We start from the raw sequence: 19,137 nt of genomic DNA, 5'->3' as shown, positions 1-19,137 counted from the left end.
ACCGTCCCCGCTGCACGCGTGTGACGACGCGCGCGGCTTGCGGCCGGCGCGCGAGCGGTCACGGATTGTCGCCGAACTTTGGCGCCCGGTCCGGCGTGCCCCGCGTGGTCAGAATCCGACGGCCTGGCCGTCGCGCCGCGAGTCGGATGCGGCGACATAGCCACCCTGCGGCAGGCGGCAGATGAGCTGGGCCGAGCCGAACTCCAGGCTGTCCACCGGCGCGACCGCCACGTTGTGGCCACGCGCGCGCAGCGTATCGACCACGTCGGCCGGCAGGTGCGACTCGACGTTCACGACAGGGCCGTTCTCGACGCGGAAACGCGGCGCGTCGCTCATGGCCTGCGGGTTCTGGCCGAACGCCGCCAGACGCGTGACCATCTGCAGATGGCCCTGCGCCTGCATCGACCCGCCCATCACGCCGAACGACATGAGAGGTTGGCCGCGGCGCGTCACGAACGCCGGGATGATGGTGTGCATCGGCTTCTTGCGCGGCGCAACCTGGTTGGCGTGACCCGGCTTGAGCACGAAGTTCAGGCCGCGATTGTGCAGGCTGATGCCGGTGCCGGGCACGACCACGCCCGAGCCAAAACCGTGATAGTTGGACTGGATGAAGGACACCATCGTGCCGCCGGCGTCGGCGGCGGTCAGGTAGACCGTGCCGCCGGTAGCCGGCGTGCCTGCGGTGGGCACGCTGGCGCGGTCCATGGAAATCAGGCGGGCCCGTTCGGCCAGGTAGGCGCGGTCGAGTAGCGCGTTGGCGTCGGTGCGCATGTGGCGCGGATCGGCAACGTGGTGGTGCAGGTCCGCAAACGCCAGCTTCATGGCCTCGATGCTGACGTGGTAGTAGTCGGCGCTGTCGCGGCCCATGCCTTCCAGGTCGAATTGCTCAAGCATGCCCAGCGCCATCAGCGCCGAGATGCCCTGGCCATTGGGCGGGATCTCGTGCAGCTCGTAGTCGCGGAACGATTGCGAGATGGGCTTGACCCATTCCGGCCGGTGCTCGGCGAGGTCCACCGCGCTCAGGGCGCCGCCCGTCTTGCTGGCAAAGTCCGCGATCTTGCGGGCCAGTTCGCCGCGGTAGAAGCTTTCACCACCGGTCTCGGCGATGTCGCGCAGCGTCCTGGCCTGGTCCGGAAAGCGCCACCATTCGCCGGCTTGCGGCGCACGGCCTTGCGGCAGGAAGGCGTCGGCAAAGCCGGGTTCGGCGGCAAGCTTGGGCGCCTGGTTGGCCCATTGGCGCGCAATGGTCGGCGACACCGCGAAGCCTTCTTCGGCGTAGGCGATGGCCGGTTCGAACAGCTTGGCGAAGGGCAGCTTGCCGAAGCGGTCGGACAAGGCCTTCCAGCCGGCGACCTGGCCCGGCACGGTGACCGTGCCCCAGCCGGTGCCAGGCATCGCGTCGCGGCCGTTGAAGTATTCGGGTGTCCACGCGGCCGGCGCGCAGCCGCTGGAATTCAAGCCGTGGAGCTGGCCGTCGTGCCAGACCAGGGCGAACATGTCGCCGCCGATCCCGTTCATCACGGGTTCGACGACGGTCAGGGCGATCGCGGTGGCAATGGCGCTGTCAACGGCATTGCCACCGGCCAGCAGCATGCGTAGTCCCGCCTGCGCAGCCAGTGGCTGGCTGGTCGCGACCGCGTTGGCGGCCAGGACCGGCATTTTTCGGGAAGCGTACGGAAAAGACCAATCGAAGGGGGAGGACATGGATGCTGGAACTCGTTGGAAAAATTACTGCGGGGTGATGCCGGCCTGGTCGATCAGCTGCTTGGTGCGCGGAATCTCGGCCTTGATGAAGGCGGCGAATTCCTCGCGGCTGCCGCCACGCGGCTCGGCGCCGGCTTCGGCGAGCTTACCGCGCAATGCGGGATCGGCGAGCACTTTGTTGACGGCGCGGTTGAGCTTGTCGAGGATCGGTGCGGGCGTGCCCTGCGGCGCGACAAGGCCGTACCACGGCGCGATGTCGTAGCCCGAAAAACCTTGCTCGGCGATCGTGGGAATGTCCGGCGCCAGCGCCGAGCGCTGAGAGTTGGACATGCCCAGCGCCAGCAGCGCGCCGCTCTTGGCCTGGGGCAGGCCGGTCATGATGGTGTCGAAGTACATCGACACCTGGCCGCTCAGCAGGGCGGGAATCGCTTCGCCTGCGCCCTTGTACGGCACGTGCAGGATGTCGATGCCGGCAACAGACTTGAGCATTTCGCCCGCCATGTGCGAGGTCGTGCCCGTGCCGAACGAGGCGTAGGTCAGCTTGCCGGGGTTGGCGCGCGCATAGGCGACCATTTCGGGCAGCGTCTTGAAGGGTTGCTTGGGGTTGGCCAGCAGGATGTTCGGGGTGTAGGCCACCATCGAGACCAACTCGAACGCGTCAGGATCGTAGGCCAGGCGCTTTTGCAGGAAGCGGTTGGTGACGACGGCGGCCGGGCCGCCCATCAGCAGCGTGTAGCCGTCCGCCGCGGACCGAGCAACCGATGCGCTGCCGATGGCGGCCGCGGCGCCGGGACGGGCTTCGATGACGAAGGGCTGACCCAGCTCGGCGGACAGCGCCGCGCCAAGCTGGCGCGAGATCAGGTCCGTGGCGGAACCGGCCTGGAAGGGCACGACGATGCGCACGGGATGCTGCGGCCAGTCCGTGGCTTGCGCGCCGGCCTGCGCCGCGAAGGCCACGGCGGCAGCGCCTGCCAGCGCCCGGATGAGACGAAATTTCATGGATTCCCCTTGATCGCGTTATGGAAAGCGTATGGTCCGGGCGGGTCTCTTGCCCCTTCCGGCCGAGCGGGCGCGGCATGCCGCGTCCTGCCCTGGATTAAACGCAAGCGGCGCGCATCCGGCCATTAGGATTTGTATTCATGGATCATTGGATCCAGTTTGTGTTATTTTCGCCGTTATCTATCATGGCGGCTTTCCAAGCCCGGGGACGAAAGTGCTGCAATTCCAGAAGACAGCCATCAGCGCCGAAGACGAGGCGTACCTGCATTTGCAGCGTGAAATCCGCCTGGGCCACTATGCGCCCGGCCAGCGGCTGGTGCCGGACGTCGTGGCGGCTGAAATCGGCACCAGCCGCATGCCGGTGCGCGGCGCCCTGCGCCGCCTGGCCTCGGAGGGCCTGGTCGAGATCCGCGCCAACCGCGGCGCCGTGGTGCGCGGCCTGAACCAGCAGGAAATGCTGGAGGTCTTTGAAATGCGCTCGGTCCTCGAAGGGCTGGCGACGCACAACGCCGTGGCCAACATGGGGCCCGAACACATCCGCCGGCTGGTCAACATGCTGGCGCAGCTGGACCAGGGCGCGAACGAAGACCTGGACTGGACCGCCGCCCACCGCGAATTCCACGAATACCTGTGCAGCTTCTGCAAGCAGCCGCGCCTGTTGAACCAGATCTCGGAACTGCACTCGGTCGTCGAACCCTACATGCGCCTGTGGGCCGCCCAACCCGGCCGCGTGCTGCGCGTACGCGAATCGCATCAGGAACTGATCGACGCCCTGCAAACCCGCGACGCGGCACGCTGCGAGGCCGCCATGCGTCAGCACGTCCTGAACACCGTGCCGGCGCTGCAGGCGTTCCTTGAACAGGCGGGCTGATCCGCGCCGACGCGCCAGTTGTCCGACACCCGGCTGCCACGGCGTTATCCGCGCCCGCGAAACCGCTTCAATCCCGCTGACCGCTCACCGGACAGGATTTCCATTTCCCCGTCCTGCCCGCATATAGCCAGGAGTAATATGTGACGCGTCCGGCGGCGCTCGTCCGCCGGCGCAAGCATGCCGAATCACGCCTGGTCCTTCCCACCCCCTGTCGACAGCGGAGCCCCCTCCGTGCCTGCCCTCGGTGTCTGCAAGTCCTGGCGCGCAACCGGCCATAAAAAAAGACACCGAGGAGAAGAGGAATTGGACAAGCAAGAGTCGGGCGGCTGGTATTTCGGCTGGAACATCGTCGGCGCCGCCACGGTACTCACGCTGTTTACGGTCGGCCTGCGCATGGGGATCGGACCGTTCTTTCTGCCCATGGCCGAAGGCTTGGGTTTTTCGCGTAGCCTGCTGTCGGGCATCGTGGCCATCGGCATGCTGTGCTATGGCCTGGGCATGCCGCTCGCCGGCTATCTGGTCAGCATCCGCGGCACGCGCTTCGTGCTCCTGACCGGCACGGCCATCGTCGTCGCCGCCTCCATCTGGACCGTCTTCGCGCGCAGCCCCCTCGAATTCCTGCTCGCCTTCGGTGTCGCGTTGTCCATCGGCCTTGCCTTCACCAGCCCCGTCGCGCTGACGCCGGTGATCAGCCGCTGGTTCACGCGCCAGCGCGGCATGGCGCTCTTCTTCCTGTCCACGGGGTCGATGGCCGGCATTGCGCTGATGACGCCGACGCTCACCTACGCCATTTCGGCCGTGGGCTGGCAGGAGACGCTGTTGGGCTTTGCCGTGCTGTTTGCCGTGCTGACCATCCCCATTGCGCTTTTCGTGATGCGCGACGAGGCGCCCGAGCACACCGACCTGCTGCCGCATCAGATCATCGAGAAATCCAGCTCGGCCAAGCCGGCCGCCAAGGCGCCCGCGCCGCAGCTGGGCGAGGCGCTGCGCACGTTGCCGTTCTGGCAGGTTGCGCTGGGTCTGTTTGCCTGCGGCTTCAGCATGAACCTGCTGGGCACGCATGGCATGCCCATGCTGATGGATCACGGCTTCGACCCCACCACCAGTTCGCTGGGCATCGGTCTGATCGGCCTGGTCGCCATCTTCAGCACGCTGGTGCTGGGCCGCATGTCCGATCAGGTCGAACGCCGCAACATTCTCGCCGCCATTTATCTGGTGCGAGGCCTGGGATTCTTCGCGCTCGTCATGGTGGGCGCGCATTGGGAGCTGTATCTGGCCGCCACCATCGGCGGCATCGTCTGGGCCGGCAGCATCGCGCTGTCCTCGGCCATTCTGGCCGACGTATATGGCATCCGGCTGGTTGGCGTGCTGTATGGGCTGACGTATCTGGGCCACCAGGTGGGCGGCATGATCAGCTCGTGGCTGGGCGGCTGGGCCTTCGAAACCTTCGGCACGCACTGGGTCGCGTTCGGGTCGGCCGGGGTGTTGCTGTTGCTGGCGGCGCTGATTTCGCTGCGCCTGCCGCCGCGCGGCGTCCTGCGGGCGCCGCCCGTGGCGGCCGCTGCCGGACGCTGAACCCGCCGCGCCGCGGCAACCGGCCAGGGATGCGGCGCATCCCCGGCGCGCGGGGCGGCTAGCGGTCTTTCAGCAGCGACACCAGTTCGGGCACATAACGCTCGCCGCCGCCTTGCGTGACGGCCTGGTCGAACGTGTGCTGCACGGCGGCGCCGATCTCGCGCACGGCGCCGGCTTCGGCGGCCATGGTGTTGTAGTACGAAAGGTCCTTCTGCGCATTCGACATGAAAAAGCGCAGCGACGACGGATCCTGTTCCAGCAGATACGGCTTGATGCGCTCCAGCGCCACGCCGCCGCCGCCGCCCTTTGCCAGGACCTCGGTGAAGACGGCCGGGTCGATGTCCGAGCGCAGCGCGCACGCCGCGGCTTCGGACAGCAGCGCCACCACGCCCAACGACACATAGTTGTGCAGCAGCTTCATCCGGTGGCCCGCGCCCACCGGCCCGGCATGGGTGATGTTTTCGGCAAAGCAGGCCAGCAGCGGCTTGCATTCCTCGAACAGCGCGGCATCGCCGCCCACCAGCAGGTTCAGCCGGCCTTCGGCGGCCTCCTTGGGCGTGCGCGTCATGGGCGCGTCCAGGAAGTGCCCGCCGCTCTCGGTGACCGCCTGGGCGACCTTCACGGTGGACGAGGGGATGGCGGTCGAGCAGTCGATGATGACGGTGCCCGGACGCAGTCCCTCGAGCACGCCGCCCGGCGACAGCAGCACGGCTTCGACCTGCGGGCTACCGGTCACGCACAGGATGATCACATCCGACTGCGCGGCAAGCTCGGCGCCGCCGGCCACGCTGACCGCACCAGCAGCCTTGAGCGAGTCCAGGGGCTGATTGCCCGGATGCTCAAGCACGGTCAGAGTGTGGCCGTGCTTGACCAGGTTGCTTGCAATACCGTGGCCCATGAGGCCGATTCCAACCATGCCGACTTTTGCCATCTTCCACTGCTCCTGCCATGTAGGGTGATTGTTGTGCCGTAAATCTTACCCGCAGAAGCCGCAATCGGGGCCAACGCGCACTCGCGGCCGCTCGCCGGGCGTCCGCGCGCCGATCACCGCGCTATGCCGGGGCGGGCGCGTCTGCAATACTTTCGAGGATCGTCCATCGGGACTCTTGCAGCGGCAGCCATGACAGACTCCATCCCCGCCGGTTTCACGCCCTGGTATCCCAGCAGCCAGTTCATGCGCCACCTGAACGATCTTGGCCCGTTCTACCGCCGCAAGGCCGACAACGTGCTGGGGCTGCGTGTCACCACGGCGCACGGCAACATGCACGGCATGGCGCACGGAGGATTCCTGGCAACGTTTGCCGACAGCGCGCTGGGGCTTGTCATCTCGGAAGACGCCCACGTCTCCGTCGTCACGGCGCAGATGTCCGTTGAATTCCTGAACGCCGTCAATCCGGGCGACTGGCTTGAGGCGCACGTGCAGATCGACAAGCAGGGCAAGCGCCTGATCTATGCGACCTGCCGCCTGCAGGTGGAAGGCCGCGCCATGCTCAAGGCCAGCGCCGTGTTCGCGGTCCGCCACGCCGCCGTGCCCGCCTCGGACGGCTAGCCACGGCGAGCCGCCCGGATGATCAACGCGGGGGCAGGGGGGCGCTACAGATAAGGCGTGGCCAGCCAGATCACCTTGTTGCGCAGGCGCTTGGCAAAGGGCGCTTGCAGCAGGTCATCAAGCGTCACGCGGTGCGCGTTGGCGACCAACGCATCGAAGCGCGCATCGAGCCACCGCGCCACGTCGCGGTCGTAGATCTCGGTGTCCAGCTCGAAATTCAACCGCAGGCTGCGCGGATCCAGATTCGACGAGCCGGCATACGTCCAGGCCCCGTCCACCGTCATCAGCTTTGAGTGGTCGAACGCGCCGCTCGAGCGCCAGACGCGGCAGCCCGTGCGCACCACCTGGTCCAGCTGCGCCGTCATCGCGTAATCGACCAGCCGCAGGTTGTTCCTGCCCGGGATCACGATGTCCACAATGATCCCGCGGCGCGCCGCCGTGGCCAGCGCCCCGATCAGCGTCTGGTCCGGCAGGAAGTACGGCGACTGGATCCGCACGTGATGCCGCGCCACGGCCAGGGCGCCCAGCAGCATGTTGTGCGTGCTGCCCAGCGCGCGGTCGGGTCCTGACGGCACGCAGCGGATCGGCACGCGGCCCGACGGCGGCATGAAGTCGGGATCGAACCACGGCTTGGCGGGCAGCGACTCGTGCGTCGTGAAATTCCAGTCATGCGCAAACACCGACATCAGTTGCGTCACGATCGGTCCTTCCACTCGGAAATGCGTATCGTGGTTGGTGGCGTCGCCCGCCAGCGCGCTGACAAACGCCGCCCGCACGTTCATGCCGCCCGTAAAGCCCACCCGGCCGTCCACCACCAGCACCTTGCGGTGGCTGCGCAGATTGGCATAGGGCATGCGCAGCACTCCCATCGGATTGGTCATGAACCGCGCCACCGGCACGCCCGCCCGCGCCAGCATGCGCACGATCGGCGGACGGGAGTACTTGGCCCCCACCGCGTCGATCAGCACCCGCACCTGCACGCCCCGCGCCTGCGCCTCGATCAGCGCCTCGGCCACTTCCCGCCCGATCGGATCGTTGTCGAAGATATAGCTCTGCATCGCCACCGTGTGGCGGGCCTCGCGAATGGCCTGCAGCATCGCAGGATACGTCTCGTCGCCACCGGCCAGCGGCCGCACCTCGTTGCCGGCCAGCAGCTGAAACCGGCTGACCCGGTCACCCAGTACCTTCAGCGACGCGAACTGCTCGCCCGAGATCGCCACCACATCGACCGGCGCAGTCTCGACCTGCTCGGCATCTTCCAGCATGGCGTCGTCGCGCTGCTGCGACACCCGCGTCTTGCGGATACGGTTGATCCCGGCGACGAAATAGAAGAGCGCCCCAAGGATCGGCGAGAACATCGCCACCCCCACCCAGCCGATGGCCGCCCGCACATCCTGCTTGGTCATCGCAGCATGCACCGCCGCGCCCGTGCCCGCCACGATGCTGATGGCAAAGGCAATATGAGGCCAGTATTCGATCAAAAATGCGTGTATGCGATCCATGGCGATGGCTTGAGACGCGGCCTCCATTGGTTAACCAAGCGCAAGGATAGCAAGGCTGCCGCGGGTGGCAAACGTGCGGCTTGGAAGTGATTTCACACGCTTTAAAAAAACGTGCTAGAATTCGGCCTCTTCGTTGTTGAGCTTCCTTCGAAACACGTTTCAGAGAAGTTTGCGGCGAAAGCGCTGTAGAAGTTAAGCAGTGCTTAGCAGTACCAGTGGTGGCTGTAGCTCAGTTGGTAGAGTCCCGGATTGTGATTCCGGTTGTCGTGGGTTCGAGTCCCATCAGCCACCCCAAGAATTCCTTAGAAATCAGCCGCCTAGAGCGGCTTTTTTCTTTTGTGCGTTCTGCAAAATGGTGGCATGAATCAAGAATGGTGACATGCATTGAGCGCTGCTCTCGATTTCGGCCACCCGGCGCCCATCATCAACGCGGTGCATCGTTGCCGGAGTCGCGTGCGTTTCCGGGTTCTCGTCCCTGCCCACCAGCACTATCGCAAAGTAGGCGTGCAGGCCGTGAAAGGTGAACCGCTCGCGGCCAGGCGTCTTAACCCAATCTCCCCTGATTTTGGAACATAGCGCCCCGAAGCCCTGTTCGGCGCATAGTTGCTGGCCATTCCAAATATTGACCAGGTACACGGATTCCCGAATGGCCAATTTAACGCCTCGCGTTATTTGGTCCAACTGAGCAAGGTCGGCAAACAGTTGGCGCAGTGCCGCCGTCCATTTGATCGGGCTGCTAGCCGAGCCCGGAATGTACTCAATGCCGGCACTGAAGAATATGCAACGCTGGCACGAGATATTTTGACGGAGCTAGAGAGACGCCTGAAAGCTCCTGCAGAATCCCGCCCGTAACAGAGCCGGCAGAAAATCGGTGTCTATAATCGCCCCGGGCCGAGAGCGGCGGCCGCCCGATTATCACATCACGCAGATTAGAAGAACATTACGAATGTCAGACGTGCACCTGAAATACCGGCCTGAAATCGACGGACTACGCGCTATTGCAGTGTTGGCGGTCATTCTGTTTCACGCGAAAATTCCCGGGATGGCGGGTGGTTTTGTCGGCGTTGATATTTTCTTCGTCATAAGCGGCTACCTGATCACGACGATCATCGCGCGTGAACTGGATGCCGGGTCATTTTCGTTTGGCAGCTTTTATGAACGGCGCGCGCGGCGTATTCTTCCCGCGCTCTTGGCGGTCCTGATCGGCACCACCATCGCCGCCTGGTTTTTGCAGGGGCCGTATGCACTGGTTCGTCTTGGGCAGGGGCTGGTCGCCGTGACCACTTTCGTCTCCAATATTTTCTTTTGGAACACGACGAACTATTTCACCGCAGGTCTGGAGAACCCGCTGCTCCACACATGGAGCCTCAGCGTCGAAGAGCAGTTCTATGTGCTATTTCCGCTGCTCATGATCGCAATTTGGCGTTTTGCGCGCAGATCCGTTGTCTGGGTCTTGTTGCTTTGCGCGCTTGCATCGTTGGCGGTGAGCGAGGCGGCGGTACAAACTGGACGTTCTCTCGCCGCGTTCTATTGGCTTCCGACCCGCGCTTATGAGCTGTTGATCGGCTCCCTCGCCGCCTTGTCCCCCCTGGGGACATTCCTGGCAACCCGTCCGAATATTCGCGGCGTCGTCGGATGGTTGGGGGCTGCCGGCGTGTTTGGCGCCATCCTGACTTTCGACAGTTCTGTGTTCTTCCCGGGCCTGTCCGCACTGATTCCCGCCGTGGGTTCGGCGTTCGTTCTCTTGGGCGCCACGCGGACCAATTCGCTGGGGCGGATTCTGTCGGTGCGGCCGTTGGTGTGGGTGGGGCTTATCTCCTACAGCGCTTATCTGGTCCACCAGCCTTTGTTCACGTTCGCGCACATTATCCGGCCCGGCTTCGGGATTCGGGGCAGCTTGATCTTGACCGGACTGGCGCTGGTGCTGGGCTGGATCAGTTGGCGTGTGGTCGAAATGCCATTTCGGGACCGCGCAAAATTCAAGACCCGGCCAGCCATGTGGACCCTAGGGCTTGGATCGCTGGCCGTCTTTGGAATCGGCATGGCGCTGTGGGTCTGGCAGGGCGCCATTGTTCGTCACAACGAGGAACAGAAGCGCTGGCAGGAGTACGACAACGTCCAGGCGCAGACGCCCTACGTCATCACTCGCTTCAACGCGCTTGAGAAGGACTTCGACGAAGTCGGCAAGCGCCGCGTGCTGGTGATCGGAGACAGCCAGGCGCAGGATTTCGTGAATATGGCAGCCGAGGCCGGCGCCTGGAAGTCCGACGAGGTCCGGACAATCTATGTGCCTGCGCAATGTCAGATTGTCTGGACGGATGACGATGTGTCGGCGCACATTCCTGCAGCCGAGCGGCACATGTGCGCAAACGCCCGCTCCTTGAAGAAGTCCACGGTTCAGGTTGCGAAGGCTGACGTGATTTTCCTGGTCGCAAACTGGCATCTATGGTCCGCATCCAGACTGCGAGAGACAATTCAACGCATGAATTTGCGTTCGGATCAGCGCTTGTTTGTGGCCGGCACGAAGGAGTTTGCGCCGCCGGACATTCGCAACATGATGAGAATGACGGCGAAGCAGCGTGCCGAGGTGCGGTCTTTCCCCAACGCCGGCCACCTGGAACTCGGCCGAACGTTGCAAGAGGGCGTTGCGGGCTTGGGGACATACGTGGACTTCTTCAATTCGGTATGCGCGGATAGAGGCTGCCCAGCCGTCCCCCCGGATGATGAGCTGATTTCCTACGATCGCATCCATCTGACAGAAGGCGGTGCGCGGTATCTTGGCCCGATCCTTTTCAGAAACAATACACTGCGTGAATTCGCCAGAGCCGAATGACTCGGGCGTGGCGGCCGCGTACCCTGATTGCCGTGCATTCCATCGGAACGGTGTTTCAGTTCGGCCGTCCGCTGCCGTTATCTGAATATAACGATGCCTTGTCGGAGCGCAAGTAGATGAACCACATGGAAAAGTTGACTGGCGCCGATTGGGCGCTGTTTGGGCTGGCGCTTCTGTTGCTCGCCCCTCCCGTGGTGGTGATCATGTTTCTGAACGACGCCGACGCTGCTTCGTTTTTCACTTCCTCGGACGGACGGGCGTACTTTCTTTCCTATTGCTCGTTCTGGCTGGCCGCCATGGCCGGGTTGACTGCGGGCCGTGGCGTCGTCCGGCATCAGCGGGGAACCCCCAAGGCAGATCTGGCAATCGCATCGTTTCAGGACTACATCGAAAGCGGCATGTTGCTGGTCAGTTCCGCCTGCGCGCTGGCGTTGACGGCGCACGACGATCTGCTGCCGCATCGCACCTTTTTAAATCTGTTGATTGCATACCCAATCGTGTATGCCGGCTATCTACTGGTCCTGAAGATCTGGGAGAAACAGCGCCTCAAAGGGAAAAAGGCCGTTTCATTGCCATCAGCCGGACTCCGTAATGGAAGGCGTGCCTTTTTGGTAGTTGCCTCGGTTGCGGCTGTCGTGATCTGGATAATGGACCGATCTGCCGTCCTGACCCTGATAGGGTAAATGCAGGATCAAAACAGCAGCCAGACGATCACCGTGCCCCATGTCGTGATCAGAATATGTCCGAAGGCCACTGTGCCGGAATAGCCGATGACCGCGACGGGGCTATCGGATTTTTCTTGCACCGCGGCAAGGCCGGCTGTCATGGTTTGCACGCCGGCCAATGCGCCCAACAATAAAAGCGGCTCAAGCTTCAACAAGTATCGGCCCACCAGCAAGCCAACGAACAAGGGCACCAACGTCACGACGATGCCCGCCAGAAAGATCGTCAGTCCAACTTCTTTCAGCGCGTCGACAAAAAGAGGCCCGGCTTTCAATCCGATCATGGCGACGAAACCGGCCAGCCCGATCGACTTCATGAATTCCAGGGAAGCGTGGGATATTCGGCCGAATAACGGCTTGCCAGCGTTGCGCCAGCCAACCAAAAGGCCCAGCACCAACGTTCCGACGCTCCTTCCGATGGCGATCGGCATGCCGCCGATGGGCAATACGAGCGAAGTGCCGATCACCGCACCAAGAAAGACGCCGAAGCCCAGCGCGACGAAATCGGTGGAATCCGCTTCCTGCACCACGCTCCCCACAAGCGCGGCGGTGGCGCGACCTGAATGCCAAGGCGCAGGCCTGGGCCGCCGAGGTCCGGTGCGCCAGGACCGGCGCGGGCCCAGGACCGGTGCAGGAAGCGCTGGCGGACCTGCGCCCGATGGAGAGCTACTTCGCGTACCCGGGCGTGCGGTTGCTGCATGCGCTGGACGAGCGGATCGCGGACGGTGACGGCATGGGCGCGGCGCGTCTCATCCTGCGGATGAGCAACTCCCTGCTATCGGGCAGTTATCGCTACGACGAGAGCGAATGGCAGGCGACAGAGGAATTCTCTGCCGAAGGGCCCGACCGCACCCCGCCCGGTCTGGCGGGAAGCCACTCCAGCCGGCCGTACTTCGAGGCGCTGTTCGTGAGCCCGGCGCCCGCCGCCCGCGCTGCGGCGATCACCCGAGAAATCCGTGAACTGCGGCGGCACGACGACCCCCTGATCTACGAGCCCGTCCTGGTCGGAAGCGTCGAAGATGCCTTGCTTGCCACGATTCTCAACGGCAAGCTGGAGGCCGTCGTCATCTATGACGGCATCCCCATCCCGTCCAAGCACGATGCCCCGCTGCTGCGGGATTTTCTGAGCGTCTACGAGCACCTGGACATGACGGTCGACGCGCCGCGCGAGATCGGCGTGCGGCTGGCCCACATGATCGCCCGCGTCCGGCCGGAGCTCGACATCTACCTGCTCACCGACAGGAACGTGGAAAAACTGGCGGGCGATCCCAGCGCCTCGGCGATCCGCCGCGTCTTCTATGAGGTCGAAGAGCCCATGGAGGTGCACCTGAACATTCTGGAAGGCGTGCGCGAGCGGCAATCCACGCCCCACTTCGACAATCTCAAGCAGTACGCCGCCAAGCCGATCAGCACCTTCCATGCGCTGCCCATCGCGCGGGGCAAGTCGATCATCAAGTCCAACTGGATTCGGGACTTCGGCGAATTCTACGGGTTGAACCTCTTCCTGGCGGAGACCTCCGCCACGACAGGCGGCCTGGACAGCATGCTGGAGCCCACAGGCAACATCAAGGTCGCCCAGGAGAAGTTCGCGCGTGCGGTGGGCGCGGATCACGTGTTCTTCGTGACCAATGGCACGTCCACGTCGAACAAGATGGTCTACCAGGCGGTGACCAAACCGGGCGACATCGTGATCGTGGACCGCAATTGCCACAAGTCGCACCACTACGGGATGGTGCTGTCGGGCGCGCAGCCGCTCTATGTGGAAGCCTTTCCGATGACGGAGTATTCGATGTATGGCGCGGTTCCGCTGCGCACGGTCAAAGAGGCATTGCTGGCGCTGAAGTCGGCGGGGCGGCTGGACAAGGTGGCGATGGTCACGCTGACCAACTGCACCTTCGACGGACACATCTACAACACCCAGCGCGTCATGGCCGAGTGCCTGGCCATCAAGCCCGACCTGATATTCCTGTGGGACGAGGCGTGGTTCGGGTTTGCGCGCTGGTCGCCATTCTTGCGCATGCGCACTGCGATGGGCGCCGCGGCTGCGCTGCATGCATGGCGCGACGACCCCAGGGCGCTCGAGGCCTGGCAGGCACAGTGCCGTGAACTCGGCGAGGATCTGGATCCCCAGGACCCGCGGCTGCTGGATCGCGTCCTGGTTCCCGATCCGCGGACCATGCGCATACGCGTCTACGAGACGGATTCGGTGCACAAATCCATGTCCAGCCTAAGGCAGGGATCGATCATCGCCGTGCGCGATGAAGATTACGAGCACCATGTCTCGGCATTCCACGAAGCGGTCTTCATCCATGCATCGACCTCGCCCAATGCGCAGATCATTGCCTCGCTGGATGTGGCTCGCCGTCAGATGGAGCTGGAGGGCTACGAGCTGGTCATGCGCGCCATCGAAGTCGCGTTGGCCATCCGCCGCGAGGTCGCGAATCACCCCCTGATTTCGCGCTACTTCAGCGTGCTGGGGGCCGACAAGATGATCCCCGAGGAGTTTCGCGCATCGGGCTTTGCCGACTATCTGGCGCCGGGCACGAACTGGCTGACCGCCGTGAAGTCGTTCAAGGAAGACGAGTTCTGCCTGGACCCGACCCGCCTGACGCTGGTGTGCGGCACGGCGGGATACGACGGCACCACGTTCAAGAACCTGCTGGCTTCCCGCTACAACATCCAACTCAACAAGACCTCGCGCAACAGCGTCTTGCTTCAGAGCAATATCAACAACACACGCAGTGACGTCGCGATGCTTATCAAGGTGCTGCTGGAAATTTCCGAGGAAATCGAATCAGGATTCAAGGAAAGCGGCGAAGCGGGCAGGGCAGAGTTCGCCGAGAAAGTCAGGAGCCTGATGGAAGATGTGCCCAGCCTTCCCAACTTCAGCCGCTTTCATGACGGCTACCGGGACGACCCGCGCAGCCCCACGCAGGAAGGCAACATGCGAGACGCCTTCTTCGCGGCCTACAACGAAGCGGACTGCGAATACCTGCCGCTGTCCAGTCAAGACATTGACAAGCGCCTGGAAGCGGGCCCCCCGCTGGTGTCAGCGAATTTCGTCATCCCCTATCCGCCGGGCTTTCCGATCATGGTGCCAGGCCAGATCATCGACGCGAACACCATTGAGTTCATGCGCAAGCTCGATGTCAAAGAGATCCATGGCTACAACGGGTCCCGCGGCATCAAGCTGATAAAACCGTCCGTCTTCAGAGGCGCCGAAGGAAATAGAGCATGAGCGGATTCTTCGTGACGCTGTTCAAGACGCTTTATGCAGGAAGGCGGCGCCTTGACGCAGCGTTCGGCCTTGCCCTGATCATGGCGGCAGGGCTGTTTCTTCAAGGGTGCACCGCGACGCCCGGCAGGTTGCAGGCGGTGCCGCACGGCTTGGTCGACCACGTTGAAGTTCCTGGAATGCCTGGTGTGCGCTATCTGGTCGTGGCCGACTCGCCGAAAATCATTCAGGCGGCGTACGAGTCGTTGAAAAGGGAACAGGATTATCTTGCGAGGCAGGGATATTCGGGCAAGCTTGGACCCGCGGTATTCCTTGCGATTTCTGGGGGTGGCGACAACGGGGCGTTTGCTGCGGGGTTGTTGAACGCATGGACGGAAACAGGCACCAGGCCGGAGTTCAAGCTTGTGACCGGCATCAGCACGGGTGCGCTGATTGCCCCTTTCGCTTTTGCCGGCAAGAAATATGATGCGACGCTGAAGGAAGTCTATACAACGACTGCGCCGGACGACGTGATGGTCAAGCGCAGTTTGCTTGGCGGCGTGTTGAGCGATGCGATGGCGGACAACCGTCCGCTATTGGCCCTGACCCGAAAGTTCGTGACCCAGGAGTTCCTGGAGGAGATCGCCGCCGAGCACGCCAAGGGGCGCATGCTGTTGATCGGCACCACGGACCTCGATACCGGCCGTGGCGTCATCTGGGATATGGGCAAGATTGCCACTTACGGCGGTCCTGCGGCATTGGACCTGTTCGTAAAGGTCATGGTCGCCTCGACGTCGATTCCGGGCGCTTTTCCTCCGATGATGATTGACGTGGAAGCCGGTGGACGACGCTACCAGGAGATGCACGTCGATGGCGGTGTGGTGGCGCAAGTTTTTGCCTATCCCGTTACCCTGCGCCTCGCTGAGGAAGCGACGCTGCGCGGCGCCAACCGCGAGCGGGAACTCTATATCATCCGCAACGCCCGGCTGGACGCGGACTGGATTCAGGTGCAGCGCGCCACAATGAGCATCGCAGCGCGCGCGGTCGCGTCCATGATTCAAAGCCAAGGTATTGGTGATCTTTACCGCATCTATACGACGGCGCACCGTGATGGCGTCCAGTTCAACCTTGCGTTCATTCCATCGAGCTTTCGGGCTCCGCATCGAGAGGAGTTCGACACGGAATACATGCGATCGCTCTACGACACCGCTTATGACATGGCATTGAAGGGCTTCCCGTGGTCCCATGCGCCGCCGGGTTTCGCGTTGCCGACGGTTGATTCACCCGGCAAATAGATCGCGGGCGGCGTCGCGCGTGTCAGGGCTTGGCTCTTACGTCTGGAGACGCAGGCGCGGAGTACCAATGTTCCGGCGGCACGATCTTGGGCTGTTCGGGGTCTCCCTCGTAGGCAGGCGTCATGATTTGCACCTGGTATTCGTTGAAGACATCAATGATGTGGCGGTGCAGCTCGGCGTAGCGTTTGCCGATCATTTCTGTGTCGCGCACATAGACGTTCAGCTCGTATGAAACCGAAAAATCTCCCAGTTTGGTCAGGAGAATGAAGGGGCTCGGATCTGAAAGCACGCCGGCGGTCCGCCCGGCGGCGGCGAGCATCATCGCCTCGACCTGCCGCCACGGCACCTGGTAGCCGATTCCGACTGTGGTGTGAAGAATCAAACCTTTGGTGCCGGCAAGGGAACTGTAATTCGTGACGTCGCTGTTCAGAATCTGGGAGTTCGGTATTGTCACCTCTTCGTTTTTATTCGTGCGCAGATGCGTCACCTGAAGGCGGACGGCCACGACTTCGCCGACGACATCGCCCACCTTTACGCGATCCCCGACCTTGAAAACCCGCCGGTACGTCATCAGGTAGCCCGCGATAAGGTTGGATATTGCCGTGGAAGAGCCTAACGACAGCATGAGGCCGATGAAGATCGAGATACCCTTGAAGGCTGCGGTTTCGGAGCCAGGAATGTAGGGGTACGCAACGACCACCGCAAACGCCAGGATCAGCACCCGGAGCAGTTTGTAGGTCGGCATGGCCCATTCCGGTTCGAACTGCGTGAAGACGACGCGCTTTTGTTCCACTGCGGCGAAGAATTTCCGGGCCCGGGCCAGCGTAAAGCGGGTCAGCAAATAGATGATGACCAGAATCAGGACGTCGGGAATCATTTCTGCTGTGGACTTTCCAAGTCTGCGGACAGCACGGGTCGACAGGTTGAGCAAGTCGTTCGAGACGGAACGGGTCCAGGGAAAGAGCGCAAACACGTATTGCAGGTATGCGTAGATCGACACCACGATGGTCATGATCCCGATCGCCAGGATCACGCCATGCAACGTTTTCCAGATCGTGTCCGACCGCACGACCTCGAACGACTGGATGTCCACGTCGTGTACGCGACGCTTCAGAATCCTGGAGACTGCCTTGTCCAGCCAGCGATTGAGCAAGATCAAGACCGCAATGCCTGCAGACAGCAGGACGGTGGCGCCAGCGGCATGAAGGGCCGCCTTGATCAGGTACCCCGTGCTGCGGGTCAGCCGGTATTCGTCGATGGCCTGGCGAATGCGCGCCAGGTGCAAGGCCGCGAGGTTCTCACGCGTGGTTTGCTCGAGCTGGGCGTCCGCATCGGTGACGACCATCAATGCCGTCTTGCCTGCCAGGATGACGGAGCCGGTTTCGATGGTGTCCACTTTCAGTCCGGCGCTCGCGAAGGCGGCATCGCCGGCCGCTTCCTCGATTCTTCGCCCGATGGATTGCGCCCGTTTCTCGGCGGGAAACGATGACAGCCCACGGACCGTGAACAGCACCTGACCGTCGATCTCGACGGGGGCTGTTTCCAGCGTCAATTCAAGGGCAGGGGCCGTGGAACGCGCCTCGTCGCCAGCGGCCCCGAACGCGAGCAGGGGCGCCAACAACACGGTGGCCAGGATGAACGACTTGAGTCTGCGGGCCATTTGTGTCTTCCACGCTCACCGCATCTTTAAGTCGTGCTTCACCGGCGAGCGTGCGCGCAAGGCTCGCTTTGTACGCTTCAACCGGCATGACGACCATCCGGTCAGAATTGCGGATTAGGGCAGCGTCGATGTTGACTTCCATCATGAAAACGCCGGCCGCAATGGATGTCGTTGCCACGCGATGCGCCGCCGAGACGGACGGCCCAAAGAATCGAAGATTTCTGATGGGAACGCTTGTGGGCGCGTTCCTATACTTCGTCACTTGCGCGCAGTGCTACCCAGATTGCCGGGATGCGCGATTTTGCGTTCTTGCCATAACAGACGATGCCGTATTCCGAACAGTCGCTGCACTGGGGGCAGTACCACCCTCGGTTTATCCATGACGCGTTCCATGCGCCGCGCGGGGTGGCGGTGCGGGCGGCCCACGCGGACCCATTTCCCATCGGCGCCAAAGCCTACATCGTCGACGAGGACGAATCATCGGAATGGGCCGTTCGTCGGATCCTGGCCAATTTTTCCATCGACGTCATACAGAGCCGGACAGTGCGTGATTTCCTGTCCATTTATTCCGAGGGCGAGTGCGACTGCCTGATTATGGACTTTGGAAAATTGACCGCGGATAGGGCCGTCGATCGCGATTTGGCCCAGGCAAACGCCGCCCTGCCGATAATCTTCATCAAGTCCGAGCCTGAATTCGGCGACGCCGTCGAGGCCATGCGGCGCGGTGCGGTGGACTTCTTTGCCAAGCCGCTCAATTCCAGCCGCCTCTACCATGCCGTTCATTTTGCGCTTCACCTGAGCCGCAGCGCGCATCTGAACCGCGTCCGGGCAAACCAGGAAGAAGCGCGAAAGGCGCTGCTGACGCAGCGCGAGCTTGTGATCGTTCAAGGCGTGATTGCGGGGCATTCCAGCAAGGAAATCGCGGAGCATCTGCATATCTCCGTGCGAACCGTCGACAACCACAAGGCGCGTGTTTATTCCAAGCTGAATATCAATTCTTCGCTTGCGTTGGCCCGGCTGTTCATCGGTCTGATAAAGCCTGGCACTGACTGGCGCTCGATCGAGGGGCAATCCGATTATGTGCTGGCAAAAGGGTAGTTTTACTCTCCATTCCAGCCTCTTGTTCTTGAAATAATGTGTCGCCCAGTCTTCCGATACGTCAGTGCTGATCGTGGCCTGCAGCCTTGCGCGGTTCTGCGATGTAAATGCAAAG

At 62.9% G+C, this 19,137-nt stretch carries 15 protein-coding genes and 1 tRNA gene; 9 read left to right on the top strand and 7 right to left on the bottom strand.

What is annotated here, in order from left to right:
* Window positions 1-108: 108 nt before the first annotated feature.
* The gene (ggt, locus tag V6V88_RS19300; RefSeq protein WP_338615998.1) at window positions 109-1,704 is read right to left on the bottom strand and encodes a gamma-glutamyltransferase; all 1,596 of its coding nucleotides are present in this window, start codon (window positions 1,702-1,704) and stop codon (window positions 109-111) included.
* A gap of 24 nt (window positions 1,705-1,728) precedes the next feature.
* The gene (locus V6V88_RS19295) at window positions 1,729-2,703 is read right to left on the bottom strand and encodes a tripartite tricarboxylate transporter substrate binding protein (RefSeq protein WP_063954364.1); all 975 of its coding nucleotides are present in this window, start codon (window positions 2,701-2,703) and stop codon (window positions 1,729-1,731) included.
* A gap of 214 nt (window positions 2,704-2,917) precedes the next feature.
* On the opposite strand from V6V88_RS19295, the gene V6V88_RS19290 reads away from it, so the two are divergent.
* Both V6V88_RS19290 and V6V88_RS19285 read left to right on the top strand, forming a co-directional pair.
* Window positions 2,918-3,574, top strand: a complete 657-nt coding sequence (locus V6V88_RS19290; RefSeq protein WP_062842168.1) for a GntR family transcriptional regulator — start codon at window positions 2,918-2,920, stop codon at window positions 3,572-3,574.
* Between the two features lie 303 nt (window positions 3,575-3,877).
* Window positions 3,878-5,149, top strand: coding sequence for an MFS transporter (locus V6V88_RS19285; protein WP_280001372.1), 1,272 nt, complete (start codon window positions 3,878-3,880; stop codon window positions 5,147-5,149).
* A 58-nt stretch (window positions 5,150-5,207) separates the two neighbouring features.
* Here the strand turns inward: V6V88_RS19285 and V6V88_RS19280 are convergent, their stop codons facing one another.
* The gene (locus V6V88_RS19280; RefSeq protein WP_338615995.1) at window positions 5,208-6,080 is read right to left on the bottom strand and encodes an NAD(P)-dependent oxidoreductase; all 873 of its coding nucleotides are present in this window, start codon (window positions 6,078-6,080) and stop codon (window positions 5,208-5,210) included.
* A gap of 189 nt (window positions 6,081-6,269) precedes the next feature.
* Here V6V88_RS19280 and V6V88_RS19275 point away from each other — a divergent pair, with 189 nt between their 5' ends.
* On the top strand, window positions 6,270-6,698 hold the full coding sequence (locus tag V6V88_RS19275; RefSeq protein WP_056323229.1) for a PaaI family thioesterase: 429 nt from the start codon (window positions 6,270-6,272) through the stop codon (window positions 6,696-6,698).
* Window positions 6,699-6,742: 44 nt separating this feature from the next.
* On the opposite strand, the gene cls is transcribed toward V6V88_RS19275, so the two are convergent.
* Window positions 6,743-8,200, bottom strand: a complete 1,458-nt coding sequence (cls, locus tag V6V88_RS19270; protein ID WP_338615993.1) for a cardiolipin synthase — start codon at window positions 8,198-8,200, stop codon at window positions 6,743-6,745.
* 218 nt (window positions 8,201-8,418) lie between these two features.
* Here cls and V6V88_RS19265 point away from each other — a divergent pair.
* A tRNA-His gene (locus tag V6V88_RS19265) sits at window positions 8,419-8,494 on the top strand.
* 15 nt (window positions 8,495-8,509) lie between these two features.
* Here V6V88_RS19265 and V6V88_RS19260 read toward each other — a convergent pair.
* Window positions 8,510-8,836, bottom strand: coding sequence for a hypothetical protein (locus V6V88_RS19260; RefSeq protein ID WP_155721968.1), 327 nt, complete (start codon window positions 8,834-8,836; stop codon window positions 8,510-8,512).
* Window positions 8,837-9,146: 310 nt separating this feature from the next.
* Here V6V88_RS19260 and V6V88_RS19255 point away from each other — a divergent pair, with 310 nt between their 5' ends.
* Together V6V88_RS19255 and V6V88_RS19250 are read left to right on the top strand one after the other, a co-directional pair.
* A complete protein-coding gene (locus V6V88_RS19255) occupies window positions 9,147-11,033 on the top strand; it encodes an acyltransferase family protein (protein ID WP_223576355.1) in 1,887 nt (628 codons plus the stop codon).
* Window positions 11,034-11,149: 116 nt separating this feature from the next.
* Window positions 11,150-11,716, top strand: a complete 567-nt coding sequence (locus tag V6V88_RS19250) for a hypothetical protein (RefSeq protein WP_223576354.1) — start codon at window positions 11,150-11,152, stop codon at window positions 11,714-11,716.
* An 8-nt stretch (window positions 11,717-11,724) separates the two neighbouring features.
* On the opposite strand, the gene V6V88_RS19245 is transcribed toward V6V88_RS19250, so the two are convergent.
* Entirely contained in the window at window positions 11,725-12,282 is a 558-nt protein-coding gene (locus V6V88_RS19245) for a hypothetical protein (RefSeq protein WP_223576353.1), read from the bottom strand.
* Window positions 12,283-12,383: 101 nt separating this feature from the next.
* Here V6V88_RS19245 and V6V88_RS19240 point away from each other — a divergent pair, with 101 nt between their 5' ends.
* Window positions 12,384-14,993 (top strand): beta-eliminating lyase-related protein, encoded by a 2,610-nt coding sequence (locus V6V88_RS19240; protein WP_223576352.1) that lies wholly within the window; start codon window positions 12,384-12,386, stop codon window positions 14,991-14,993.
* Window positions 14,990-16,264 carry a patatin-like phospholipase family protein gene (locus V6V88_RS19235; RefSeq protein WP_223576351.1) on the top strand — a complete coding sequence of 425 codons (1,275 nt, stop codon included), beginning with the start codon at window positions 14,990-14,992 and terminating at the stop codon, window positions 16,262-16,264. The genes V6V88_RS19240 and V6V88_RS19235 overlap by 4 nt, the downstream gene beginning before the upstream one ends.
* Before the next feature lie 22 nt (window positions 16,265-16,286).
* Here V6V88_RS19235 and V6V88_RS19230 read toward each other — a convergent pair whose 3' ends face one another.
* On the bottom strand, window positions 16,287-17,924 hold the full coding sequence (locus V6V88_RS19230; protein WP_338615988.1) for a mechanosensitive ion channel family protein: 1,638 nt from the start codon (window positions 17,922-17,924) through the stop codon (window positions 16,287-16,289).
* A gap of 324 nt (window positions 17,925-18,248) precedes the next feature.
* On the opposite strand from V6V88_RS19230, the gene V6V88_RS19225 reads away from it, so the two are divergent.
* On the top strand, window positions 18,249-19,022 hold the full coding sequence (locus V6V88_RS19225) for a LuxR C-terminal-related transcriptional regulator (protein WP_223576349.1): 774 nt from the start codon (window positions 18,249-18,251) through the stop codon (window positions 19,020-19,022).
* Window positions 19,023-19,137 lie beyond the last annotated feature (115 nt).

This window comes from Achromobacter sp. E1 (genome assembly GCF_037039475.1).
GTDB lineage: Bacteria > Pseudomonadota > Gammaproteobacteria > Burkholderiales > Burkholderiaceae_B > Achromobacter > Achromobacter mucicolens.
The sequence above is the reverse complement of the archived record's forward strand: the minus strand, read 5'-3'. Positions and strand labels throughout refer to the sequence as shown.